The organism is Sphingobacterium kitahiroshimense (genome assembly GCF_025961315.1).
In the GTDB taxonomy this organism is placed as follows: domain Bacteria; phylum Bacteroidota; class Bacteroidia; order Sphingobacteriales; family Sphingobacteriaceae; genus Sphingobacterium; species Sphingobacterium anhuiense.
Genome location: NZ_JAOQNK010000001.1, coordinates 1,832,169 through 1,856,963, shown reverse-complemented (window position 1 = coordinate 1,856,963; position 24,795 = coordinate 1,832,169). Strand labels below are relative to the sequence as shown.

Here is a 24,795-nt window from a genome sequence, read left to right as displayed (position 1 = left end):
ATAATTAAAATATTTATGAAAAGATTCATCATAAAATTATTACTTTTAATAGTTCTTCTTCCAGCTTTTGCGCATGCTCAGGAGGCAGATACTTTACTTAAGATGGACGAACTGGAGTTCGTTGATGGTGGTATTTCTGAAGTTTCGACTGATTCTGTAGTTGTTGATACTGCACAGAATCTTAAGAAAACTACGGCTGTAATCACAACAGAAGAGCATGCAAGTAGTGAATCTCTACTTGGAATATTTTTAGCAGGATTATTAGGCGGTTTTACTGCCCTATTAATGCCTTGTATTTTCCCCATGTTACCGCTCACTGTCAGTTTCTTCACAAAGGGAAATCAAAATAAATCGCAATCTTTTATTCGTGCTTTGTTTTATGGAATTTCTATTATAGTTATTTATGTTGTTCTTGGTTTAGCGGTAACGATGATTTTTGGTTCGGATGCCCTTAATGCTTTATCAACGAACGGTGTCTTTAATTTTTTCTTTTTCTTAATGTTGGTTGCTTTTGGAGCTTCTTTTTTGGGGGCATTTGAAATTAATTTACCAAGTTCATGGGTAAATAAGATGGATGCAAAATCTGATAAAGGCGGATGGGCTGGTATTTTCTTTATGGCAGCAACTTTAGCTTTAGTATCTTTTTCTTGTACTGGACCTATTATCGGAACTTTATTGGTACAGGCAGCTACAAGTGGAGCTTTGTTAGGTCCGGCTGTAGGTATGTTTGGATTTTCTTTTGCATTAGCTATACCTTTTGCTCTTTTTGCATTATTTCCTAGTGCTATGAAAGCCATGCCTAAATCAGGTGGTTGGCTTAACAGTGTTAAAGTTGTTTTAGGATTTTTAGAATTGGCATTTGCACTGAAATTTCTTTCTAATGTTGATTTAGCTTATCACTGGAACTGGTTCGACCGTGAAGTCTTTTTGTCTTTATGGATTGTTATATTTGGTTTAATGGGACTGTATTTACTTGGAAAAATCAAATTTTCTCATGACAGTAATCTGCCACATTTGTCAGTAATCCGTACGTTCATAGCTATTATTGTACTATCGTTTACGGTATACATGATTCCTGGATTATGGGGTGCTCCTTTAAAATCAATATCTGCTTTTTTACCGCCACAAAGCACGCAGGACTTTGATTTAAATCAAGGCTCATTGATTGGTGGATCGCATGTAACAGACGTTTCTAAACGCAAATATTCAGATTTATTTCATGCACCGCTGGGCTTAAATGTGTTTTTTGATTACGAGGAGGGTTTACAATATGCTAAAACCCATCATAAAATGGTTATGCTTGATTTTACAGGCCATGCTTGTGTTAATTGTAGGAAAATGGAAGCTAATGTTTGGACAGATGTGCAGGTTCGTTCATTTTTGACAAATAATGTCGTTATCATCCAACTTTATGTTGATGACCGCACTGAGCTTGCTGTTGAAGATCAACAAAAAACGAGTTCGGGAAAATTGTTGAAGACAATTGGAAGTAAGTGGAGTTATTTACAATCGAGTCAGTTTGAATCCAATTCACAACCTTTTTATGTGCTTATGAATCCTGCAAACCGTCAGGTTTTGGTTAAACCAAAAGGTGCTGATTATGATGCTACTACTTATCTGGCCTATTTAAATGAAGGTTTGAAAGCATTTTCTTTGATCAAATAGTATAATATAACTCATTTGATGAAAAAATGTTTTTATTCCAAAAGAAAAAAGGTTTCATAAAATTGGATTTCTGTTAAATTTAATCTTACTTTTACATCGTTTAAATCATTAGCTATCAAATAGCAGCTTTAGTGGTTTATGTGTAGGGTTAATAGTGAATTATAACATGAAGAAAGCATTCAATCTGGGGTTGTTCCTTGGATTATTATCGGTAACATCTCTTGCATTACAATCGTGCAATGAAGGTGGGAGTAAAAAGACAGATTCGGTTACTATTGGAACTGTTGATAGTATAGATGATATCGATGATTTAAATAAAGATACTGTCGAGAAAGAGATTAAAAAGGATACAATTGCTGTAAAGGGTAAAAAGAGTATTCTTCATCATGAAGTTGATACGGCGAAATTATTAACCGACTCTGTGTCTCCTCGTTATATTTATTTGACTTTTGATGATGGACCTTTAAATGGCAGTCAATTTATTGATTCAATAGCTACAGCAAAGAATATTAAGATTAATGCTTTTTTAATTGGAAAGCATGACCGAATGAGTAAGGGGTTGCATAAATATTATGAACGTTATATGAACAATCCGCTGGTGGATTGTTATAATCACAGTTACAATCATGCAAATAATAAGTTTACTTATTTTTATAGCAACGCAGAATCAGCGTATGAGGACTTTGATAAAAATGAAAAAGAACTGAATCTTAAACATAAGATTGTCCGTTTACCAGGACGTAATATTTGGTACTTTGCAGATCGTAAACGTATTGATATGCAAAGTGGTTCAAGTACGGCCGATTTATTATACCAAAATGGTTACCGCTCTATGGGATGGGACTGTGAATGGAAAAAGGGTAAACCTTCTGGTATGCCAGTCGAATCGGTGAGTTTTATATATCGTCAGATAAATAATAGATTACGTAACGGCACCTCATTTTCGAAGAATAACGTTGTTCTGTTGATGCATGATGATATGTTTCAGACAAGAAAAGCACAGAAAATGTTAAGTGATTTAATCGATAGTTTGAAGTTACATCCAAATTACGAATTTGCACATATGCGTGATTATCCGAAACAGAAATAAAAAATAAGGCTACAATTTGATTGTAGCCTTATTTTTTTAGTTTTGCTTTCTTAAATATTTTGTTAAAATCACAATCGTCTGACCATCGATTTTTCCTTCAATTTGTTCTGTATTATCGAACACAAGTCTAATATTCTTCACGACTGTACCTAAAGTCGCCCGGATAGATGATCCTTTTACATCCAATGTTTTCGTAAGGACTACAGAATCCCCGTCAAATAATTGTTGACCGATACTATCTAAATGAAACTCGACATATCCATCATTTTCATGATCTCCTGTTTGTTTTGCCCATTCTAACGTTTCGTCATCCAGATACAAAATATCTAACGCATCAGAAGCCCAACCTTCGTTTTTTAAACGATTTAACATGCGCCACGCAGCTACCTGTACTGCTGGTACTTCAGACCACATGGTATCGGGTAGGAATTTCCAATATTCAGCTTCTAATTGTGTAGTTTTATTTAACTGATCGGCACATTTCTGACAAACAACAATCGTGTTTTCAGCTGTAGCTTGTAACTCAGGGGGCAATGTATATAATGTTAAATTATCAGTTGCTTGACTCAATTCACATTTATTTCCCGCTCTCTCGAATAGTTGATTTTCTAGTTTCATTTAAATTTTGGATAAGTTGCAAATGATTTAGGTGCAAACATAATGAATATTTATAATTATAAAAGGTTAACATAACAAATCAAAAAATGCTTAATAATTTGGAATATAATTTGCGATGCTGTATACGATAAAATGTGTATCTTATTTAATACTAATTAAAACTAACTTAAATGATATCAATATGAAATGGCAAGGAGGTAGAAAAAGTGACAACTTCGAAGATAGGAGAGGAATGTCAGGTGGTCAAAAATTAACTTTGGGCGGTGTAGGTGGGATTATTGTCTTAATAATTGGTTTTTTAATGGGAGGAGATCCATCTCAATTATTACAGCAGGCTCAAAATATGACGGGTACGGAGCAGACTGGACTACCAAGAGAACTTAGTGCCGAAGAGACTAAATTGACTGATTTTTCAAGAATTGTCCTAGCTAGTACTGAGGATGTGTGGACTAAACTTTTTAGAGAGCAGTTGGGAAAAAATTATAAAGGAACAGAATTGCTTTTTTATGATGGAGGAACAGAAACTGGAGGATGTGGCATCGGGAAATCTTCCTACGGCCCCTTCTATTGCCCTGGTGACCAACGAATTTATTTAGATTTAACTTTTAATAATGAATTAAAAACAAAGTTTGGCGCAAAAGGTGAGTTTGCTCTGGCATATGTAATTGCACATGAAGTAGGGCATCATATACAACAATTAGTGGGACTTTTACCTCAGACAAACAGCATGAGGGGAAAACTAAGTGAAGTTGAAAATAATAAAATTTCTGTCATGACCGAGTTGCAAGCTGATTTCTATGCAGGAGTTTGGGCACATCATGTTAATAAATTATCTGATATCGAGATTGACTATAATGATATTTTAGATGGTATGACAGCCGCTGAAGCAGTTGGAGATGATAAATTACAAACACAAGCTCAAGGCTATGCGGTACCTGATTCTTTTACACATGGTACCTCAGCTCAAAGACGAGCTTGGTTTAAGAAAGGTTATGATTCTGGTGATATGCAATCTGGAAATACGTTTCAAGATCCCAGCTTAAAATAGAACTTACTGAACGAGAAGATTACAACCACGTATATCACTTTGATCAAAGCGACCTAACACTTCAAAAGATCCACCAGCATAGATTTTTCCGAAGTGGAGTTTGCAGAAGTGTATATACTATGCCAAGATTAACAGCTTGACCTGGATTATCCTGAGTAATACAGTTGGTTATAAACAAAGGTAAGATTGATGATTTTGCGAAATGTTTTTTTTGGAAAGATATAAATTGATAAGTGTGCTTAAAGGTGGTAAAGCCATGAATTGAAAGAATTATAGGAGCAAGTGGTTTTTGCAAGAGGTCAGTATTCTATTTAAGGGGAGCGATTTGTATTTGAAATCACAACGACAGAGGATATTAATATCTTTTGCTTTGCCTTTTTTATACACTGTTAACTATACTGGATAGACTTTTCTCTTTTGGACAAGCTATGGCAAAAGGATACGCATTTTCGCAAAGATCTTACCCAATTAAAACGCAAGGTTTATCTAATGCATGGCAGTATCATCCCATTATGCCTATCGGTAAGTGGCTGGCCAAGTTTCGCAGAACTAAAGGTGCCGTAAAACTGCACACTGTTTTGGAATATGATGGCTGTCTACCTGTTTTTATACAGATTGCGGACGGAAAGGTTTATGATAGCCAGTGCGCGGGAAGCTACAGTTTTACCAAAGGAAGCGTCGTGGTGGTGGATTGAGGTTATGTAGATTACAGCTCGCTCACGTATTTGGACAGCAACGGCTGTTATTTTTTTTGCAGGAGTAAAAACTAACATGAAGTACAATGTTATCCAGTCAAACCAGAGTGAAGCGCTCCTGGAAAAGGGAATCATTAAAAATGAACTCATTAAACTTTCTGGCTCGGCGTCCAATAAATACAATGCTAAATCACTCTGCTTGCTTCACTTTTGGGACAGCATCACAGGTAACCACTAACAATTTTTGACCAATAATATACAATGGAAGGCCAGCCTGATGGTAAACATTAGAAGCAGCGCTGGCATATCGAAGTCTACTTCAAGCACTTTAAACAACGCTTAAAAATATCAACTTTTGTGGGTTCATCTGAAAATACGGTGATGAACCAGATGTGGACTTCGTTGACCGGCATATTGCTGCTAAAATATCTTAAGAATAAGGCTAAATACGACTTGAATTTATCCAATCTGGTGGGATTTATCAGGATGAATATCTTCGTGAAAATAAGTATCTGGCAATGGATAGATAATCCTATTATCAGGCCACCAGTTAAAGGGGAAAATGGACAGCTTTAGATGTTTTCAGAATAAAAAATAGAGCCAAAATCAAAAGTATCTAAAAATAGCTGTTTTTTGAAGGGAAATACGCACCTAAAATTTATTTGGGACGGAAGTGGTGTATCTTACTTAATATTAATTGAAACTAACTTAAATTATATCAATATGAAATGGCAAAGAGGTGTAAAAAGCGACAGGAAGCTTTGATTATGATTTTTATGTAAATTATATTATCCGCAACAATATTTTTACGCTTTTTTAATGATTATTCTGCAATATTATCACTTTATTAAAAATATATTTTTTTTTCATGATATTATTTAGTAACTTACTTGTAGTAAAGAGCAAGTTTGTTTCAACTTGTGGATTTAAAAAACTTAAAATAATAATTATGAAAAAGGAAAAATCTTTAAAACTTGTTGGTGAAAAATTAACAAAAGATCAGTTGTCAGAAATTGCAGGTGGCATGGATTGGCAAGGAGGAAAACAATCATCTCATTTTGAGGATAGACGAGGGACATCTTTTAAATTACCTTTGCCAACTGGACAAATGTGTAATGGTGACCTGGTTTATAATGATACTTGGGTCTAATATTTAGATTTTAGAAATCAGTGCCCTATATTAGTGCACTGATTTTTATTTAATGATATGGAAAAAATTGATAATACATTTTTTATAAGATACCCTAAATTATCATTAAGGAATATTTTCGATCTTTTAGAGAAAAATGATACAGAAGATGATTTTAAGAAAGCTATTAAAGAAACTCTTCAAAATGGAAATTTCAGAGACGCCCTGAAATACTCTTCCCCCTTATTTTATTTGGAATTAATTAAGCAAGATTGTAAAAATGAGATAAGTGAAAAAACTTATGCAACATTATATAAATATTTTAGTAGAGCAAGTAGTAGAGCTATACCATTAGATATGTTTTCGGTTGTATCCTTCGGTAATATTGAAGGTCAAACAAACTTATGTCTAAATAATGATAAAAATGAATTTTACGAGCATATAAATATTCAAGTTCTTTATATTCTTAACGAATTCTTATTGGATAATGAAAGATATTATCAGGCATTAATGTATTCAATAAATTCTACTGTTTTTTTTGAAGGAACATACTTAAAATATTTTATTTTTAAAGATGGCGAGAATGAACTGAAAGTAATAAAAAGCTCAAAATTTTTATCTTCTTTTATAACAGATACTATTGTACCAATATCCTATAATAGTATTATAGAATATTTTAAAAAGATATTTCCAAATAATACAAGCATGGAAGTGAGCTCATATATTAATTCATTAATTAAGAGTAAGCTTATTATTGCTACCACAACACCGTCATATATTGATAATTATTCATTAGAGTCGTTTTTAGGTAAAATAAATATTGATTCTTTGCAAAATACAGAAAAGAGCTTATTAATTGAATTAAAAAAACATCACGATGAGAGTATTTCTAAAAATGATAATAGTAAAATTAAAGATTTTCTTGTAGAGCAGTTTAAGGATAATTTAACAAATGTCCAAACTACAAGGATTGATATAGTATCTGTTGGAAGCAAATTTACTATTTCCGAAACATTAGCATCGCAAATTGTTAATTCGATCAACAAATTGAATTTTTTAAGATTCAATGCGATTGATAACACAAAAGCTGTAATTGATGAATTCATTACTAATTTCAAGAAAAAATATCACGAGGGTGATTTGGTTCCTTTGACGAAAATTTTTGATCCCGAGCGTGGTAATAGTCTTTTTACAAATCCTAATAAAATTACTACACTTTGTAGTGAGCAAGTATATTTGAATCTAAGATTTAATAATTTTTACAGCCATATATTAAATTACTGTAAATATAATCAAGATGATCATTATGTTATTTCAGAAGAAGATTTAGTTAAATTTAATGATTTATCGGTTGGTCATAAGAATTGCTCTCCTAATTTCGGAATTTTTGGCTCAATACTGAAGATAGATGAGTTGTATGAATTTCATTTAAAATCAAGTAATGATTTTCCTAGCAGTAAAAATTATTCCAGATTCACTCCGTATTTTAAAGATTATGCACAGAACTTTGAAGAATCAAATTCGTTTGAAAGTGAATATTTTGAAGGTGCAATATTAGCAGAAATCTATTATCTACCACCTAATGATCTTTCAAATATTTCAAAGAGATTTCTTGAGAGAAGTTATTTTATAAATCTAAATCAAGCAAAAACTGGTTGTGATAAGGAAATCTGTATTTCAGATATTTTAATGACAGTACAAGAGGGAAAAATAAAAATTTTTTCGAAAAGTAATAAAAGAGAAATTATACCTGTTAGAACATCTCCAAATGTTGATCTACCAAATTTCGACTTTTATAATATACTGAATTTGATTAGTGACCAATATAAAAAGCCTGCACTTATTTGGGATTGGAATTCCTACACCAATGAACCTTTTTTACCTAAAATTTCTTATAATGGTATTATTTTAGCCGAAAGAATGTGGAATCTTTCATTATTTACTATTCAAAAATTTTTAAAGAAGAATGAAATTTCACATAATGATTTAGCAGATTATTTAAATTCTCTAAATATTTCATCGTACGTGTTACTTAAATTGGAAAATGATAAAAAATTGTTAATTCATACAAAACATAATTTTTGTATTAAACTTTTGTTAAGTCATTTGTTAAAATACAAATATATTTCTTTGGAGGATTTCTCAGGCTACAGGGCAAGTGAGCTTGATTATTATAATGAAATTTTAATAACGGCCAAGAATATTGAAAAAAATGTTAGTCAATATTCCTTATTGAAATTTAGAGAAGATGAACTCGATACCAAACCAAAGATTCATTCTATTGGTAATAAGTGGATTTCCTTAGTGATAAAGGGTAATGAAAGAATTTTGGAAAATTTGGTGGTTGGCGATTTAGCTAGAATTATATTAAAACTTAAAAGTGCATCATTAATAAAAGAAATACATTTTTTAAGATTTGGTGGCGATAATTCTTTATTAAAGTTGAGAATTAAAGTAAAAAATAAACAGAATGTTTTAGAAGTTCTCAATACCATAAAAAAACCTATTTTTACTTTAATCGGAAAAGGTGACTTAGATGATTGTATATATGATAACTATATACCTGATTACAATAGATATGGAAAAGATGATATAAAATCAGTGCAAAAATTGTTTAATATTGACAGTATTTTAACACTTCGAATTTTAAAAAAGAAAAGATTCACCACTTATTCTGAACGTTGGAATTTTACTATTTTATCTGTTTTTAATTACCTACAACTGATTGATGGTTCTGTAGAACAGTATGAATACATTAAGTATATGAAGTCTGTGCTTTTTGAAGAATATAAAAAAGATGATCCAGTTGGTTTAAGAATTCAGTTAAATAACCTATATAGAAATCGGAAAAACTCAATTTTAAATACATTTAAATCCGATGTTTATAATTATCAGTTCTTTAACAACTGGAAACATGAAATTAAACAAATTAAAATTGATCGTGAAAATATTATGCACTGTATACATATGTTTGTAAATAGATTTTTCCCTAAAGATCAAAGAATAATTGAACTACAGATTTTCCATTGTTTAGAAAAATACTTGCTATCAACTATTAAACAAAAATAAGTTGCATGTCATTTCATTGTTATTAATGTAATGAAAATGTTTTTATTAAGACTTATATAGAATAATTTTTTCGTGTTAAAAAAATTCCCCCATTATAAACAAATGGATGAGATGGACTGTGGATCCACTTGTCTTCGTATCATATTCAAATATTATGGTAAGTTGGCCTCTATCCATAAAATCAGGAAACTATGCCAAACAAATAAAGCGGGCGTAAATCTGTTGGGGATTAGTGAAGCCGCAGAGAAATTGGGATTCCGTACCTATGGAGTTCGATTGTCAATCGAACAGTTAAAAGAAGTTGAGCTACCCTGTGTTCTGCACTGGAACCAGAACCATTTTGTAGTTCTTTATAAAATTCGTCATGGAAAATACTACGTATCAGACCCAGCATCCGGATTGCTCAGTTATGATAAGAAAGAATTTTCCAAAAACTGGTTTTCGACCAAAGAGCTACATGCGGGTCTATCACTCGTATTGAGTCCTGGTCCAGATTTTTACCAAATAGACGAGGATGAGCAGGAATTAAAATTAGGGTGGGGTAAGATCTTCACCTATTTCTTTAAATACAAAAAGCTGTTTGTTCAATTGATCTTAGGTATGGTACTTGGAACCATTCTGTCACTGATAACACCTTTTCTCACCCAGTCAGTAGTTGATATTGGGATCAATACCAAAAACATTAGTTTTATTAACCTGATCCTGATTGCGCAACTGATGCTTTTTATTGGAAGTACCGCAGTATCCTTCATCCGTTCTTGGATTATGCTCCACATCAGCACACGGGTTAATATCTCCATACTAACAGATCTGTTGATCAAGGTAATGAAACTTCCAATGAATTTCTTTGATCTAAAGACCCATGGCGATATCATGCAGCGGATGTCCGACCAGCAACGAATAGAAACTTTTCTCACCGGAAGTACTCTGAATACCCTATTTTCACTTGTTAATATGGTGATCTTTGGTTTATTGCTCTTGATCTATAACAAAACGATCTTTCTAGTATTCTTTGCGGCAACAGTACTGTATACGTTATGGATATTGGCTTTTATGAAATATCGACGTCAGCTTGACGAGAAAAGATTTAAGATCGCTTCTGAAAACCAGACTTACATGGTTGAAATGATCCAGAGCATCAAAGATATTAAACTCAATAATGCTCAGAAGCAAAAAAGATGGGGTTGGGAAGCCTTGCAAGCTAAACTTTTCAAATTTAAGGTTGAAAGTCTTGCATTATCTCAGTACCAGTCCCTAGGCTCAATGGCGATCAACCAGGCAAAAGGAATTCTGATCACATATATCAGTGCCAAAGCAGTTATAGATGGTGATATTACTCTGGGGGGAATGATGGCGATTCAGTATATTGTCGGTATGGTAAGTAATCCCGTTGAGTCTCTACTGGACTTTATGCAGTCCTATCAGGATGCCAAAATCAGTTTGGAAAGACTAAACGAGATCTATGAAACCGAGGAGGAAGAAAATATCCAGAAAGATTATCTTACAAAGTTACCTGATAACAGGACGATTGAGATCAAAAACTTGACCTTCCGTTATATGGGAGCTGGAAATGATCCTATTTTTACCAAACTGAACCTGACTTTCCCTGAGGGGAAAACAACAGCCATCGTAGGAACAAGTGGTAGTGGGAAAACAACCATAATAAAGCTTCTTTTGCGATATTATAATCCCGAAGAAGGCGAAATACTGATCGGAGGAAAAAAATTGGACCAGATTGATTTTGGAGTATGGCGTGAGAGCTGTGGATCGGTACTTCAGGAAAATTACGTGTATGCGGATACTATTGAACGTAACATCGCTGTCAACGAAGAGGTCGCCGACAAAAAACTCATGGAGAGCGCGATCAGTGTGGCCAATATGGAACAATTTATTGCCGATGAACCCTTTGGTTTAGCAACAAAGATCGGTACAGCCGGTAAAGGGATCAGTCAGGGTCAGCGCCAACGCCTTATGATTGCCAGAGCAGTATATAAAAACCCGGCCTATATTTTTTTGGATGAAGCTACCAATTCTTTGGATGCTAATAATGAGAAAGAAATCGTGGAGAAGCTGGATCAGTTTTTCAACAAACGGACCGTCATAGTGGTTGCCCATCGACTTAGTACAGTTAAAAATGCAGATAACATCATCGTATTAGAAAAAGGAGCAGTAGTAGAAGAGGGAACGCATCAGGAATTGACCGCACTGCGAGGCAGTTACTATGAACTCGTTAAAAATCAACTCGAACTAGGAAATTAACGATTATGGCAAAAAGTAGGCTTATGGAAGAAGATATTCATTCTGAAGATTTACATGAAATCATTTCAAAACCACCATCATGGTTGCTCAAAAGGGGGATAACCTTTATTGTATTGACGCTATTTATGATCTTTGGTCTAACATTTTTCATAAGCTATCCAGAAGTGGTACATGTATCCATGAAATTCAATACGAGCAGTGCTCCTAAGGTGCTTACAGGTAAAGTAAATGGAAACCTAGTGAAGATTCTGATCAAAGACGGTGTTCCTGTAGATAAAAATACAAATATTGCCTATGTGGAAAGCGTAGCAGACCACGATCAAATACTAAATTTGCTTGATAAGATGAAACAGGTGCGGAGTAGTACCATTGAGTTAACAGATCTAAAGAATATCGTTACCCCAACAGAGTTGGAATTAGGTGAGCTCCAGAACAGCTACCATAACTTTTATCTCGCTTATCTAAATTATGTAGCGATTAATAAAGAGGGAATCTATCAGAAACGGAAAAGCTTTATCCAGAATGAGGTTAAATATATCAATGAACAGAGCCAAAGAATCCAGCAGAGCTTTGATCTTTACAAAAGAGAGCTGTCACTTGCTGAAGAAGAATATGCCAAATATCAGATCCTGGCAGAAAAGAAAGTGATCAGTCAGCTAGAATTACATCAGAAAGAAGCTCTTTTACTCTCCAAGCGGCAATCTATTCCTCAGATGGAAAATACGATTATTAGCAACCAGAGCAATCGACTCTCAAAAGACAAAGAGATGTCCGAGATCAATAATCAGATGTTTGAAGAAGAAAAGAAATTCTATCAATCCCTAAACACATTCATTAGTGATGCTGAAAATTGGAAAAAACAATACGTGATTACTAGTCCTTCGGAGGGTACTTTGATCTATGGTGACTTTTTACAAGAAAATCAATTGATTAAAATGGGTGAAGAGCTGTTTTATGTCAACGCCAATAAGGAAGACTATTATGGTGAGATATTGATTCCACAGAGCAAGTCGTCTAAGGTGAAAATAGGACAAGATGTGTTGATTAAAGTTCAGAGCTATCCTTATCAGGAGTATGGCTATCTTAGAGGAAAGGTTCATTACATCTCCGATATCCCGATTAGAGATAGTGTTTTCTTCTCTAAGGTGACCTTAAGTAGGAGCGAGAAAGACTCTGTTATCAAACTGAAACCGGGTATCCTTGCTGATGCTGATATCATCACCGAAGATCAGTCTATAATTGAAAGAATCTGGTTGAATCTTACTAAATCTTTGAAGTTTTAATTATATTATTACATCGTGAATGATAGATCTTATCTGTAGTGCCTTAAAATATATATATAAATCAAATTGAATATCATTATTCTATAAAAAAAGAGTTTTTTTCCGCTTTATCGAGATGCTAAAAAATATTTTTTAGTCACGTATATTTGAGTCTTTCTATTTTTTTATTAAAAATGGGAAGGCTTTATTACTATTATTGCAAACATTCAATGGAGTTGATGGCGGACTTCACAAAGCCATCTCCAACAAGACAAAACTTAAGTATCTCCTAACTTGACGAGATAGGAGATATGATAATTTAGGACAGATATCAGCGAATACGTATCGTATTTAGATCTTTAATGTTTTTTTCATTACGTACCCTTAGGGTTACCATATAAAGATCGTCTAGGTCACCGATAAATTTAACAGGAGATACAGAAATCGTCATAATATTACTGATGTCGACAAAAGTTGTATCCGGATCATCCTGAATTATTTTATCTTCTATCTGAAAGATTACTCGATCTGATTGCATATTCGTATAATTTTTTCTAAGATCAGATAAAGTAATGAATTCTGGTTTATAATGAGCAGTTAATCCTATTATAATAGCTTGTTTTTCCTTACTTACTTCTACCGTCTTTATACTATCTCGGCTTTCAACGTTAATCCGCTTTCACCAGAATACTGCTTGCCTAAAACCTCTATGTTAGGGAAGTTTCTATCTTTAAGATCTTTATAAATTATTTTCGGTACTTTGTCTGTAATACTATATCGATTGGTCGAATATTGGCCATAAGTTAAACCTAGTCCAAAAGATAATAGAAGAACAGATAAAAATATTTTTTTCATTTTTGTTTATTATATTATAATTGATTTTTAAATGACTATTCTCTATGACTATATAGTCTTCTTCGAAAATATAATTTTACTACAGCTTTAATACCGAATATTCATCTCTACCTTTCTGATTTTGTTCTCTTTAACTCATGGATCTCTTCTTTGAGGTGTTTGATGTACTCATCATAACCACCTTTTAATTCCTGTGTATATTTAACTTCTCGATCACCACCAGCAATATATTGACTATGATTAAGTATTTGGACTATTTGAAGATCTAATAACTGTTGTAAAGTGCAATTAAAATAATTAGCTATCTCTGATAATTTTTTAAGAGATAAATCCTCAACAGTACCTTCTTCAATTCCAATTAATTCTTCCTTGGTTAGGCCTAGTTCTTGTGCTAAAGATTCGACAGATTTCTTTTTGATGTTACGAAGAGCTTCAATATTTCTACCAGCTATTCTGATAAGAGCTATTATATCAATGGTATTATTTATCATCTCTAATGTTTTATGTCAAATTTACTATTTTGTGTTTAATAATTTATTTAGCAAATCTTGATTTTGGTTTTTTAAATATTCGATTTGTTCTTTAAGTGACTGAATAGCTAGTTCATATCCATCTGCTATGTTATTCGTCATAGAATGATTACCCGCAGGTTGATTTATATATTGTGAATAATTAAAAATTTGATGCCCTTCTATATCTAGAACTTGAGCTATCGTAATTTTATAATAATTGCATAACTTCTTTAATAATCCAATACTAAGCCCCAAGTATCGACCATTCTCAATTTTACTTAGAACTGGATAGGTAACATCTATTTCAGATGCAACCGCCTCAAGTGTTAATTTAAGGGAGTGTCGAACTGTATGTAGGTTTTTACCTATGGTAGTAAAAATCTCGTTGTCATTGCTTTCAGTAATCATAATTTGGTATAATATAATTATTGTAAATATACAAAATGTTCCTGTGAGTTACAAAATGAATGCTAGAGATTATACTATTTATATTTTTCAAATATCGAGAAAAGGATAAGTATTATTGTGTTTGTTTAGGCATTAATAAAAGAGTCTCGGCTATAAAATTCGACAATTAAAGCAAATCGAGGCAGTAGTATTAATGCCCATATTGATATTTTATGTACCTTCGGGACATACTGTAGCATATGGGCCTCTACTGTATACCGTATTTGCAGGCGTCGAATCCTTATAGCGCGGTTGTAGAGCCCAGCTATAGTTAAATAGCATCTAGCCGAAAGTAGACTCGTTACCAATAACGAGTTATGATAATTGAACAGAGCCATTTAAGAAAATTAATCCCCCCATAATCTTATACGATTATAAGTCATTACGATGACTTAATCGATGAAAGCGTACCGTAGACCAATATATGATCTTTATGATGACCATTTAACGCTTTTCGATTCCATCACTTATTTAAAGCCTCGGCGCAATGAGCTCCTGATTAGTTTCAATTGGAAGCTCTTCTGGATATCTATTGCATGTCAGGTAAATGCCAAAATTATAAACCTTAAAAATGAACAATTTTTATAAGGATGGGAGAGTACATGCCTATTTGAAGGGTGTTATCAAATCCATTTATACGATAATAAATAAGTGCATTAATTACGGGGTATTTCCTAAATATACCATTGTTAAAAAAGCGCTAGAAAATAATATTGCACATGCAACTAATGCTGATTTAGTCTTTCGTTTATACGATGCTGGTGAAGGTATGGTTATCCTTAGGGACTGCCTTGTACCTGAGTATGGGCTGGCTCTGCAATCCATTGGTACATCTTTGATAACTGATCGTCAATATACCGAACAAACGGTAATAAAAGAGCACAGAAAAGGCAAGCAAGGTGTAACGGAGTCTGCAAGGAGAAGCCTCCAAGAATTAAAGAATAAGCCTAGAAATGGTAATGAATCGGTAATAAACAAGCAACAAAATACCACAGAAATAGCAGAAGGTAAGCAAAGAAAGACTAGAAAAATGAGAAGGCTAGAAACTTCTGATTTTTTCTTAACCAACTTAACACCAACTTCTAAGTTTCTGCGACTGGGCTTCGAGTCGGCCTCGGGATTTCATCGGCTACAGTGCATGAAAAGTCGAAGCACGGTCGAACAAAAGTCAAGTGGAGGTAGAAGAAAAGGTCAAGACAGGGAAGAGAAAGTTAGTAGAAGTTTGCTGGATGTGGCAAACAGCAAATCGAAGCATTGTCCATCAGGTACCCGCTCTATACCGGCTTTTAACCTGCTTCGAACCTTGTTTTACCTCCGGACGTCGTTGCACCGTATGTGCGCCGTACTTTTGCCGTCGATGCACAAGGGAAGGGACGGTGCAGGTACTTTGCAAGTGTTGTGCAGTTACGGGGAAACGTACTACAAGGGTAAAAGAAGGTTAAAAGAAAGTCCGAACAAGATCCGAACCAATGGCTTTGCTTTTTTATTGATTTTCATAAAGAATGTACTTGCTAAAATCGGTCTTGCTGTACGGTCAGAGTACGGCTTATTCACGAATGCCCTACTGAAAAGGTACCAAAAGGGTACTGGGAATGTACTGGAGAGCTACCAAAGAGCTACTGAGGTTAATAGCTTAGCAGTGCTACGACTGGCATGCGCTAGGCAAGTACGGGAATTTGGTTGTTCATGTGTTGCTCAAGCGTACGTAATGCGTATGCTAAATACTGGTAATGCATGGATAGTGCGTAAAACGGTACCCATTTACGCACTACTAACGCACTATCAACGCTTTATCTATGCTTCATCCCTACTTAATCCCTACGCGGAAAGCGCATTATCTAAAATAAGAAGATTTAAGCGCTCCAATTTCTTTTGTTGGGCATCTGAGTGGTTTTGCATTAATAATCAGTCTAATCGCTTAAAATGCTTTTCAAATCAAATACAAGGAGGTGTTAGGGATTATGTGAATGAGGCTTTTGTGCTTCGATTGACAAAATCAACGTTTTCAGCAGTATTGCTTTTACTGCTGATGATGACTTTCGGATCGGTATCCGCACAAGCTCAGAATAAGCAAAATTATGTGTTGCAGGGAACGGTTATTTCTGCTGTAGATAAGAAGCCGTTACAAGCTGTATCCGTGCGTGTTGAAGCAGATAACGTGAAGACATCGACAAAGAAAGATGGTTCTTTCAGCGTCGCTGTCACTCAGCGTACGGGCAAAGTGAAGTTTACATCTGTCGGCTATAAAACCCTAGAGCTGGATTATACGTCCGGAGTGGTATTGCATGTGCAACTAAATCCTGTTGAAAATCAGCTTGACGAGGTTGAAGTGGTGTCTACAGGATACCAAAAAATACCAAAAGAAAGAGCGACCGGGAGCTTTGAAGTCCTAACGAATGAACAGCTAAATATCAGTAAATCTTCTCATTTTATTAATCGATTGGAAGGATTGTCACCTTCGCTACGATTTGAAAAACGTGTACCTAACCTGAAGCCTGAAGAGCAACTTTATCAACGTGGAAATTCGACACTTTTAGGGGCATGGAGTCCATTGATCATTTTGGATAATTTCCCTTATGAAGGAGACCTGAGTAATATCAATCCCAATGATATAGAAAATATAACGATTCTTAAAGATGCTGCTGCCGCTTCGATATGGGGGACACGTTCAGGAAATGGTGTGATTGTGATTACTTCTAAGTCGGGCAGTAAAACCGATCGTATACAATTGGACCTAAGTTCCAATTTCCAAATTGGACAAAAACCTGATATTTATAAACTGCCCCATATGTCGAGTAAGGATTTTATCGAGTCGGAAGAATTTCTATTTGAAAATAACTACTACGATTGGATGATCAATTATCCTGACTACACATTATCGCCTATTGTTAGCTTACTGGATAAAGTCCGTTCTGGAAAAATCGATCAGGAGAGCTATCAGCAACAAAAGATTGCATTTGAAAAAAATGATGTTCGGGATGATTACATGAACTATATCTACCGTAATAACATTACCCAGCAATATTTTGCAAGTTTAGCATACGGAAGTAAAAAGATGGATTTTAGAGGTAGTCTGGGATTTGATAAATCACTTGAAAGTATTAAAAATAATAATTCAGACCGAATCAGTGCTAAGTTTGTTAGTAGTATTCGACCAACGGATCGATTTTCAGTTGATTTCAATATCGCATTTTCAGATAACGGAAAGAAGGGACAGGGAAGTGACTCTAAAGTTGGATATGGTTCCCTATATTCAGGTGCAGGAAAATCTTTTTATCCTTACTTACGCCTTGTTGATGATCATGGCGTAGGTATTGATCTGGAAACTGTCACTTTTCGGAAATCGTATATTGATACGCTTGCCGGTGGCCGGCTCTTTCCGGAGCGTTATAATATCATGAATGAACTGTATGCGAGCGAAAATAATACACGCATCACTGATGCGACATTGAGTATAGCGGCCAGCTATAAATTCAGTAAACCTTGGGAGCTCATTACTTCTTATCAATTTCAGCGGTCATTAAGCAAAACCACAAATCTGGAATCGCTTGATTCGTACTATACCCAGCATTATATTAATTTATACACCCAATTTACACCTAATTCTTTAACCTATAATGTACCTGTAGGTGATATTTATAGTAAACGAATTGGCGATCTCACTTCACATTATTTAAGAGCAATTGTAAAGTTTGATAAAGAACTGGGAGCAGGTGTTCTAAATGTATTGGGAGGAGCAGAGTTAAAAAGTATGGATAACCGTATTGAAGGCTATAAACTGTATGGTTATCATGCAGATCGTATCGAGTTTACACTTGTTGATTTTAAATCAAGTTTCCCTTTGTTAAATGGATTTCAGGGTAGGGCTCAGATCTTCAATGGCAATAAAATAGAAGAATATAAGCAACGGTTCGTGTCACTTTTTATCAATGGATCGTATATCCTCCATAACCGGTATGTAGTTTCCGGTAGCGTCCGCCGTGATGCAGCGAATCTATTTGGCGTTGCTTCTAACCGTAAATGGCAACCGCTTTGGTCACTGGGTGCCGCCTGGGAGATCAGTAAAGAAGAGTTCTTTCCTAAAGGAACTTTTTCATACCTAAAACTCAGGACTACCTATGGTGTGAACGGAAATATAACGACCCAGATATCGGCCTATCCAACAATTGCATACGATGGCGTTTTTCCGTATACAGGATATACGAACGCCTACATGGTCAATCCGCCAAATCCAGATTATCGTGCCGAACGTGTAGGGATTTTTAATGTGGGCGTAGATTTCGCGATGACCAATGGACGTATAAATGGGAATGTTGAGTTTTATAATAAAGAGGCAAAGGATCTGGTTGCATTAGCCAATATTGATCCGACAACTGGTTTTTATACGCAAGCAGTCAATATTGCTAATTTTAGGAATCAGGGTGTTGAACTGAATCTGCAGAGTACCAATATTGTCGCAGGAGATTACAAATGGAATTCTAATCTGATATTTACCTATGGTAAGAGTGTGGTTACCAAATATAATTACAAACATTCGAGTGTTTCCAGTTATATGTGGGCTACCACTGCGCCTAATCCAGTTGTCGGTAGGGATCTGTACGGCCTATATGCATTTCGCTTTGCAGGATTAGACCATGAAACCGGAGCTCCATTGGGCTATTATAATGGTGAGATGTCTCAGGATTATTCCAAAATCATGTCTGTGGGCATAGAAGATGTCAACTACATGGGGTCCAGCGTACCTTTATACGCAGGGTTTCTAGCTAATACTTTCTCATGGAGATCATGGTCTTTACGTGCCAATCTACAATATAAATTAAAGTATTTCTACAGACGCCAAAGCATCAATTATAATGGCTTAGCGCAATACTGGCAAATGCAAGATGATTTTAACCTGCGGTGGAAAAAGCCCGGTGATGAAATGCATACCAATGTGCCTGCTTTTATATATCCGATGAATGGTCAAAGAGACCAGTTTTATCAAAATTCAGAAGTCTTGATTGAACCTGCTGACCATGTCAGGTTAAAAGATATCAACTTGCAGTATCAGCTGAATCTCCATTCGAAGAGCTTCAGATCAATACAGCTTTATGTGAATGCTGATAACCTCAATCTGATGGTATGGCGCAAATCAAAATATAAAAACGATCCTGATTTTAACTTCTTGATCCCTACACCTAGACTTTATACAATAGGTGCCAAGGCATCATTTTAAATCTAAATTTATGAATTATCATCTACTATACAACCGAATCCTGCTGAGCCTGATCTTACTCTGCCTGCAGTCCTGCAGTAATTTTTTGGAAACAAAACCCGATACTAAACTGGCTATCCCCAATACGTTTGAGGACTGTCAAGCTTTACTGGACGGATATGGCACAATAAATATGGGGTATCCTTATGTTGGAGAGCTCTGTGCAGATAATTTTTCCATCAGTGCCGATAACTGGAGCAGTTTAGGGGACTATGAAGACCGCATGCTTTATATCTGGGATAAGGAAACAGCACCGGTTATAACGCAGTGGGCATCACCTTATCAAGCGGTCTACATCGCCAACCAAGTTTTATCGATATTGAAAGAATTGCCCGGAGGAACCAGGCGTGAACAACTAGAGGGGGCAGCATACTTTTATAGGGCTTATGCTTTATTCAGTCTGGCTGAAATATTTACGGCAGTTCCACAAAAAGATGGTTCGAATGGAGATATACCTGCTTTACCTTATCGTACCTCTCCCAATGTGGAGGAAAAAAGTGTACGTGTCACTTTGAATGAATATTTTGATCTACTATTAAGAGATTTGGAGCAGGCCGAAAATCTGTTGCCCATGATAAATGGACTTCCTTCAAGGCCATCTAAAACTGCTGCAGCAGCACTGTTTTCAAGGATCTACCTCTATATGCAGGATTATGAGAAGGCTTTGTTTTATACAAATAAAGCTCTGGTAGATAACAGTATGCTCATGGACTATAATACTTTAAGAAAAGACGAAGAGAGTCCATTTAAACAGTTTAACGAGGAAGTGATCTTTCAGGCTATCTCAACAGGAACCTATACGTATTATTATACAGTTTGGAAAGTGGATCCTAATTTTCTTCAAAGCTATGCTGATCACGATCTCCGCAAAAACCTGTTGTTTATGGAGAATGAAGACAGTACTTTTTCATTCAAAGGTAATTATGATGGCGAATTTAATCAAGCTCCATTCAGCGGTCTTGCGGTAGATGAATTGATCTTGACAAAAGCTGAATGCTTGGTGCGGTCAGATCAGATTAATGAAGCCCTGACCTCGCTGAATAGTTTATTGGAGAAACGGTATCGAAGAGAAACTTTTAAACCCATTGCTGTACAGAATCCATCGCAATTGCTCCAAATCATTTTAGAAGAACGGAGAAAGGAACTGGTGATGCGTCAGAGAAGATGGTCCGATCTGAAACGCCTGAATTTAAACAGTCAAACAGCAACTATATTAAAACGTCAGATAGGAGGTAAGGAGTATCAGTTATTACCTAACGATCCTTTTTATACGTTTCTGATCCCTCAGGAAATCATCAATAATTCAACACTTACACAAACGATACGATAGTATGAGAAATTTATGTTATTTACTATGTTTTCTGCCGACTTTTCTGTTAGCACAAGAACCTACATTTAAAAAAGATACCGTACAAAAAACAGTTAGAATCGGCGAAAAAGTCCCTTCTGATGCTATTGGTATAACAATAGAGGGGAAAGAGATCGGCTCGGTCAGCCAGCTTCCTGAAGAATTGGTTATTCTCGATTTTATGAATACTTCATGCACGAGCTGTATCGCCGCACTGCCCCGATTAAATAAGGTGGAACAGGAAAATAAGGGAAGGTTAAAAATAATATCCATCTCAGATGAAAAGAAAAATCGAGCAGAAGCATTTCGGGCCCATAACGAAGTCTTTAAAGCCAATAAATTGGACTATGTGGTAGAAGACAAAGTTTGGTCGAGCTATTTTCCGCATCAGACTGTTTCACATATGGTCTGGATCTATAAAGGAAAGGTGGTGGCCATCACTTATTCTGAGTTTGTGGATCAGGCAATGGTTAATAAGGTATTTGATAAAGGTATAATCGAATTTCCGATTAAAGATGATTATTTGGTGTTCGATTATGGGATTCCGCTGATGAAAAATCAGAAGGGGAAGTATTCAGTTCTTACCGGTTATATTGAAGGCGCCTATAGCAAATTCAGTCAAGAAGTAGACAGTGCACAGCGTGAAGTGCGGGAGTATATTGTAAACGCAGATATAGTACCTGCTTTTCTTTACTGTTATGGAAAAACCACCGAATTACCTTATATGAAAGATAGTCGTATTATGATTGACAGATTTGATAAAGAGCGATTTATATTTGAAAGAGAAAAGTCGGGCTATCAACAAATCTGGAATCAGAAATATGCTGTAAGTTATGAAGCTAATTTTGATCTGGAGCTAGATGAAAAGAGAAGAATGCTTGCCATGATAAGGGATCTGGAGCTAAAGCTTGGAGTAAAAACATTCATCGAATCAAGAAGGGTAAGGTGTTGGGTCATCAAAGATGAAGGAAGGCAAGTCGGAAAATCAGATCATAATGGTCAAGCTATAGATGATTTTGCATTTATGCTTGACTTGAATGCAGATAGGCCACCGGTTGTAAACGAATCTAAAAATCTCAATAAATATATGTTTAAAGGACAATCGGATTTTATAGAATTGCAACGTAGTCTCAAGGAATTTGGCTTTTTACTTACTGAGGAAGATCGAGAAATACCGTGTTTTGTTATCCAATAAAATTAGAGGAAAGAGCTATCAAAAAAATGATAGCTCTTTCGTATTAAATGTAAAAATTAAAATCTTATTTAAGCTTTTAATTTTACATTTGTTGTGCTTGTTCTCGTATTCAGAGCTTGTAACATTTCATTGCGTAGAGCATTTGAAATGGTAGGAACACCACCTGCATTTGGTGCTTCTATAGAACAGATCTGATTATTTCCTGAACAAGACGGGCTTCCCAATGAGTAACTTGCTGGATCTCCAGGGTTACTAGGGTTATTCAACTGAAATGTTGCCATTTTGTTTTAAGTTAAATTATCATTAGGTTAACTGATCACAGTAGCATTTTTAGATGTACTGGCCCCCACAGCCTCCAACTATCAGAGTGTTGTGTTTTGAATTGGCGCCTGGACTCCTTATTTGGCCAATCAATTTGTTTTCATTTTTTTATTTAGCTGGTTTCTAATTTTAGAAATGGCACAAACCCGTAATATTGCCATCACCAATTTTTTCTATATCATCTTTATGTCAGGCTTTTATGTTCTTAATTCCATTTGTCTATTTCAAAATAAAGGACAAATACAAATCTCAAATCGGGTATGGCGGTAGTATTTTACTTTTTCTTGTCTTATCTGTTTTCATAATATTCTTTTTAAATTTTAAGTCATTGAAACCCTAGCTCTTCTGGAGCTAGGGAGTCATGGCTGGTTTCACATTAACGGCGGCATCCTACACATCACCGACAATTAATATTTTTCGAAAGGAACTACTGCATTTTTTATTTTCTTGAAATAGTCACTTTTGGGAAGCGTTCGAAATACTTTATTCGTACGTTTAAATTCAAATATATAGCACGGCTTTAGGAATTCTAGACGATGTGATTTTTTGTAAACAACTGTTTAAATAGTCTTAAAGGTAATTAAGAACAAAGAAATACGATCTTTTCAAAGATTTTTGGGATTTTTGTCCTTTTTACAAGAAATTGAGATTCTTGTAAAAAACATGGCTGAGCATAGTATTGAGAGGGCTTTTTAGGATGAAATTAATTTGTCTTTTGAAGACATCGTAGCGAATTCGCAAATTATTTTAGTCTACCTTCATTTTTAGCTGAAAAAAGAAGGTAGACCATGGGAAATATTTTTCTTGAGCAGTATCAGCGCCTATTTTTAGGTGATCCATATGAATTATCGAGATCAATTTCAATCTGGTCAAGGATAGCTTTCAGTTTTATGGCTAAACTCCTAATGTCATTACGATGTTTACCTTTGTCAAACTTGAGGAGCTGTGCCTCCGTCAGATTAGCGCCATTGCTTAATTTTACATTACCTGCAAAGTTTTTAGCACCTGACTTCTTATTTTCTGCTTTTAAAAAGTTTTCTTTTTGAAAGTAATGGTAGAAGGTGCTGGCCCCACCTGCAGTTAAATTGCTCAAGACGCCAGTACAATCTTCCGATTTGGTATCTGATGTATATAAACATCTTGGTTTTTTTATGTTTTTTCTTTGTTCCGCATATTCGATGAGCAGGTCTGCAAGATGCTTACGGGTAGTATCAAAGTATAATTTAGGATCACGGGAAGCTTGGCTTATTCTAAGCCCGTTTATATCAATAGACATCATTTGATGGTCTTCGCAAAGATTTTGAAGCTGAGAGTTTATTAGCTCACAGCAGCGATTAAAAAATCCCATATGATTGAAGTTGATATTGATCATGGTCTCGATAAAGCGACGTTCCCAATCTTTGTTTCGGCTATCCTGAGCAATATTTGTTAGCGATTGTAACAATTTATTGAAGAACAGATAATGATAATAATAAATCTTTATTTCTGCGCCATTAAAAAGGCTTTCTATTGCAGCCTGGATCTCTAATATCAGGACCTGCCCTATACCTTTTTTTAATAGGGAGTCTTTTAATGCAGGAAATTTCTCCATGATCTCTACTTTTAAAAGTTGAAGCTGATAGTGTGTCAATGGTTCTTCCAGATCCATATCTTGACTGTAGATGTTTTCGTAAGTCTGAAAGAGTTCGTGAAATTTCAAAATGACTGGATCTACCTCTGTGTTTTTTTTAAGGTATATCCTATCAAAAAACAGTCGAAGCTGACTGTAGAATATACGGAAAGACTTCTGGGCCATCTTATGGTTTCCGTGACTGATGTACATGTGATTGGAATCGATTTCAATTTCTTTCAGCGCCTCTAACAATTCTTTTTGAGTCTGTTCATCTTCTTCTTTGTTTTGATGAAGGATACCATAGGCCGATATGGCCACGCCTAGGTTTGTTAATACTCTAATCATAATTTTAAAATAGGTTAATTAATCTTTTCTATACTAAAATTAAGGAAGAAATGTATTATATGCAAAGTTTT

20 protein-coding genes are annotated in these 24,795 nt (G+C 35.1%); 13 read left to right on the top strand and 7 right to left on the bottom strand.

Annotated elements, in window-relative coordinates; translation table 11 throughout:
- The first annotated feature begins 15 nt into the window (after window positions 1–15).
- The gene (locus M2265_RS08440) at window positions 16–1,665 is read left to right on the top strand and encodes a protein-disulfide reductase DsbD family protein (RefSeq protein ID WP_132772800.1); all 1,650 of its coding nucleotides are present in this window, start codon (window positions 16–18) and stop codon (window positions 1,663–1,665) included.
- A gap of 166 nt (window positions 1,666–1,831) precedes the next feature.
- The gene (locus M2265_RS08435; protein ID WP_132772798.1) at window positions 1,832–2,755 is read left to right on the top strand and encodes a polysaccharide deacetylase family protein; all 924 of its coding nucleotides are present in this window, start codon (window positions 1,832–1,834) and stop codon (window positions 2,753–2,755) included.
- Between the two features lie 36 nt (window positions 2,756–2,791).
- Here the strand turns inward: M2265_RS08435 and M2265_RS08430 are convergent, their stop codons facing one another.
- Complete coding sequence (locus M2265_RS08430) at window positions 2,792–3,373, bottom strand: PhnA domain-containing protein (protein ID WP_132772797.1); 582 nt, start codon at window positions 3,371–3,373, stop codon at window positions 2,792–2,794.
- Window positions 3,374–3,554: 181 nt separating this feature from the next.
- On the opposite strand from M2265_RS08430, the gene M2265_RS08425 reads away from it, so the two are divergent.
- The 8 genes from M2265_RS08425 (at window position 3,555) to M2265_RS08390 (ending at window position 12,856) form a co-directional block, all read left to right on the top strand.
- Window positions 3,555–4,421: a neutral zinc metallopeptidase gene (locus M2265_RS08425; protein WP_132772795.1), complete on the top strand. Its 867-nt coding sequence runs from the start codon at window positions 3,555–3,557 to the stop codon at window positions 4,419–4,421.
- Between the two features lie 428 nt (window positions 4,422–4,849).
- Window positions 4,850–5,116, top strand: a complete 267-nt coding sequence (locus tag M2265_RS08420) for a hypothetical protein (protein ID WP_132772793.1) — start codon at window positions 4,850–4,852, stop codon at window positions 5,114–5,116.
- Between the two features lie 76 nt (window positions 5,117–5,192).
- Entirely contained in the window at window positions 5,193–5,354 is a 162-nt protein-coding gene (locus M2265_RS08415; RefSeq protein ID WP_165905973.1) for a hypothetical protein, read from the top strand.
- 119 nt (window positions 5,355–5,473) lie between these two features.
- Window positions 5,474–5,692, top strand: a complete 219-nt coding sequence (locus M2265_RS08410; RefSeq protein WP_132772791.1) for a hypothetical protein — start codon at window positions 5,474–5,476, stop codon at window positions 5,690–5,692.
- A 373-nt stretch (window positions 5,693–6,065) separates the two neighbouring features.
- Window positions 6,066–6,266 carry a hypothetical protein gene (locus tag M2265_RS08405; protein ID WP_132772789.1) on the top strand — a complete coding sequence of 67 codons (201 nt, stop codon included), beginning with the start codon at window positions 6,066–6,068 and terminating at the stop codon, window positions 6,264–6,266.
- Between the two features lie 57 nt (window positions 6,267–6,323).
- On the top strand, window positions 6,324–9,314 hold the full coding sequence (locus M2265_RS08400) for a thiopeptide-type bacteriocin biosynthesis protein (protein WP_132772787.1): 2,991 nt from the start codon (window positions 6,324–6,326) through the stop codon (window positions 9,312–9,314).
- 72 nt (window positions 9,315–9,386) lie between these two features.
- Complete coding sequence (locus M2265_RS08395) at window positions 9,387–11,573, top strand: peptidase domain-containing ABC transporter (protein WP_132772785.1); 2,187 nt, start codon at window positions 9,387–9,389, stop codon at window positions 11,571–11,573.
- Window positions 11,574–11,596: 23 nt separating this feature from the next.
- On the top strand, window positions 11,597–12,856 hold the full coding sequence (locus tag M2265_RS08390; protein ID WP_165905972.1) for an HlyD family secretion protein: 1,260 nt from the start codon (window positions 11,597–11,599) through the stop codon (window positions 12,854–12,856).
- A gap of 310 nt (window positions 12,857–13,166) precedes the next feature.
- Here the strand turns inward: M2265_RS08390 and M2265_RS08385 are convergent, their stop codons facing one another.
- The 4 genes from M2265_RS08385 to M2265_RS08370 all read right to left on the bottom strand — a co-directional run bounded on the left by M2265_RS08385 (window position 13,167) and on the right by M2265_RS08370 (window position 14,610).
- Window positions 13,167–13,373 (bottom strand): hypothetical protein, encoded by a 207-nt coding sequence (locus M2265_RS08385; protein WP_264599347.1) that lies wholly within the window; start codon window positions 13,371–13,373, stop codon window positions 13,167–13,169.
- 107 nt (window positions 13,374–13,480) lie between these two features.
- A complete protein-coding gene (locus M2265_RS08380; protein WP_264599346.1) occupies window positions 13,481–13,690 on the bottom strand; it encodes a hypothetical protein in 210 nt (69 codons plus the stop codon).
- A gap of 107 nt (window positions 13,691–13,797) precedes the next feature.
- Window positions 13,798–14,181 carry a helix-turn-helix domain-containing protein gene (locus M2265_RS08375; protein WP_132772780.1) on the bottom strand — a complete coding sequence of 128 codons (384 nt, stop codon included), beginning with the start codon at window positions 14,179–14,181 and terminating at the stop codon, window positions 13,798–13,800.
- 24 nt (window positions 14,182–14,205) lie between these two features.
- Window positions 14,206–14,610 (bottom strand): helix-turn-helix domain-containing protein, encoded by a 405-nt coding sequence (locus M2265_RS08370; RefSeq protein ID WP_132772778.1) that lies wholly within the window; start codon window positions 14,608–14,610, stop codon window positions 14,206–14,208.
- A 610-nt stretch (window positions 14,611–15,220) separates the two neighbouring features.
- Here M2265_RS08370 and M2265_RS08365 point away from each other — a divergent pair.
- Genes M2265_RS08365 through M2265_RS08355 form a run of 3 tightly spaced genes read left to right on the top strand, consistent with a single transcriptional unit; the run spans window position 15,221 to window position 22,446 of the window.
- Window positions 15,221–19,864 carry a SusC/RagA family TonB-linked outer membrane protein gene (locus M2265_RS08365; protein ID WP_132772776.1) on the top strand — a complete coding sequence of 1,548 codons (4,644 nt, stop codon included), beginning with the start codon at window positions 15,221–15,223 and terminating at the stop codon, window positions 19,862–19,864.
- Window positions 19,865–19,874: 10 nt separating this feature from the next.
- Entirely contained in the window at window positions 19,875–21,233 is a 1,359-nt protein-coding gene (locus M2265_RS08360; protein WP_132772775.1) for a RagB/SusD family nutrient uptake outer membrane protein, read from the top strand.
- A gap of 1 nt (window position 21,234) precedes the next feature.
- Entirely contained in the window at window positions 21,235–22,446 is a 1,212-nt protein-coding gene (locus M2265_RS08355) for a TlpA family protein disulfide reductase (RefSeq protein ID WP_132772774.1), read from the top strand.
- 68 nt (window positions 22,447–22,514) lie between these two features.
- Here M2265_RS08355 and M2265_RS08350 read toward each other — a convergent pair whose 3' ends face one another.
- Both M2265_RS08350 and M2265_RS08345 read right to left on the bottom strand, forming a co-directional pair.
- On the bottom strand, window positions 22,515–22,727 hold the full coding sequence (locus tag M2265_RS08350; protein ID WP_132772772.1) for a hypothetical protein: 213 nt from the start codon (window positions 22,725–22,727) through the stop codon (window positions 22,515–22,517).
- 854 nt (window positions 22,728–23,581) lie between these two features.
- Window positions 23,582–24,724 carry a hypothetical protein gene (locus M2265_RS08345; RefSeq protein ID WP_132772771.1) on the bottom strand — a complete coding sequence of 381 codons (1,143 nt, stop codon included), beginning with the start codon at window positions 24,722–24,724 and terminating at the stop codon, window positions 23,582–23,584.
- Window positions 24,725–24,795 lie beyond the last annotated feature (71 nt).

Bases quoted from the DNA above. Each gene is read 5' to 3' on its own strand.
- M2265_RS08440 (WP_132772800.1), top strand. From the start codon at position 16: ATGAAAAGATTCATCATAAAATTATTACTTTTAATAGTTCTTCTTCCA.
- M2265_RS08435 (WP_132772798.1), top strand. From the start codon at position 1,832: ATGAAGAAAGCATTCAATCTGGGGTTGTTCCTTGGATTATTATCGGTA.
- M2265_RS08430 (WP_132772797.1), bottom strand. From the start codon at position 3,373: ATGAAACTAGAAAATCAACTATTCGAGAGAGCGGGAAATAAATGTGAA.
- M2265_RS08425 (WP_132772795.1), top strand. From the start codon at position 3,555: ATGAAATGGCAAGGAGGTAGAAAAAGTGACAACTTCGAAGATAGGAGA.
- M2265_RS08420 (WP_132772793.1), top strand. From the start codon at position 4,850: ATGGCAAAAGGATACGCATTTTCGCAAAGATCTTACCCAATTAAAACG.
- M2265_RS08415 (WP_165905973.1), top strand. From the start codon at position 5,193: ATGAAGTACAATGTTATCCAGTCAAACCAGAGTGAAGCGCTCCTGGAA.
- M2265_RS08405 (WP_132772789.1), top strand. From the start codon at position 6,066: ATGAAAAAGGAAAAATCTTTAAAACTTGTTGGTGAAAAATTAACAAAA.
- M2265_RS08400 (WP_132772787.1), top strand. From the start codon at position 6,324: ATGGAAAAAATTGATAATACATTTTTTATAAGATACCCTAAATTATCA.
- M2265_RS08390 (WP_165905972.1), top strand. From the start codon at position 11,597: ATGGAAGAAGATATTCATTCTGAAGATTTACATGAAATCATTTCAAAA.
- M2265_RS08385 (WP_264599347.1), bottom strand. From the start codon at position 13,373: ATGCAATCAGATCGAGTAATCTTTCAGATAGAAGATAAAATAATTCAG.
- M2265_RS08380 (WP_264599346.1), bottom strand. From the start codon at position 13,690: ATGAAAAAAATATTTTTATCTGTTCTTCTATTATCTTTTGGACTAGGT.
- M2265_RS08375 (WP_132772780.1), bottom strand. From the start codon at position 14,181: ATGATAAATAATACCATTGATATAATAGCTCTTATCAGAATAGCTGGT.
- M2265_RS08370 (WP_132772778.1), bottom strand. From the start codon at position 14,610: ATGATTACTGAAAGCAATGACAACGAGATTTTTACTACCATAGGTAAA.
- M2265_RS08365 (WP_132772776.1), top strand. From the start codon at position 15,221: ATGAACAATTTTTATAAGGATGGGAGAGTACATGCCTATTTGAAGGGT.
- M2265_RS08360 (WP_132772775.1), top strand. From the start codon at position 19,875: ATGAATTATCATCTACTATACAACCGAATCCTGCTGAGCCTGATCTTA.
- M2265_RS08355 (WP_132772774.1), top strand. From the start codon at position 21,235: ATGAGAAATTTATGTTATTTACTATGTTTTCTGCCGACTTTTCTGTTA.
- M2265_RS08350 (WP_132772772.1), bottom strand. From the start codon at position 22,727: ATGGCAACATTTCAGTTGAATAACCCTAGTAACCCTGGAGATCCAGCA.
- M2265_RS08345 (WP_132772771.1), bottom strand. From the start codon at position 24,724: ATGATTAGAGTATTAACAAACCTAGGCGTGGCCATATCGGCCTATGGT.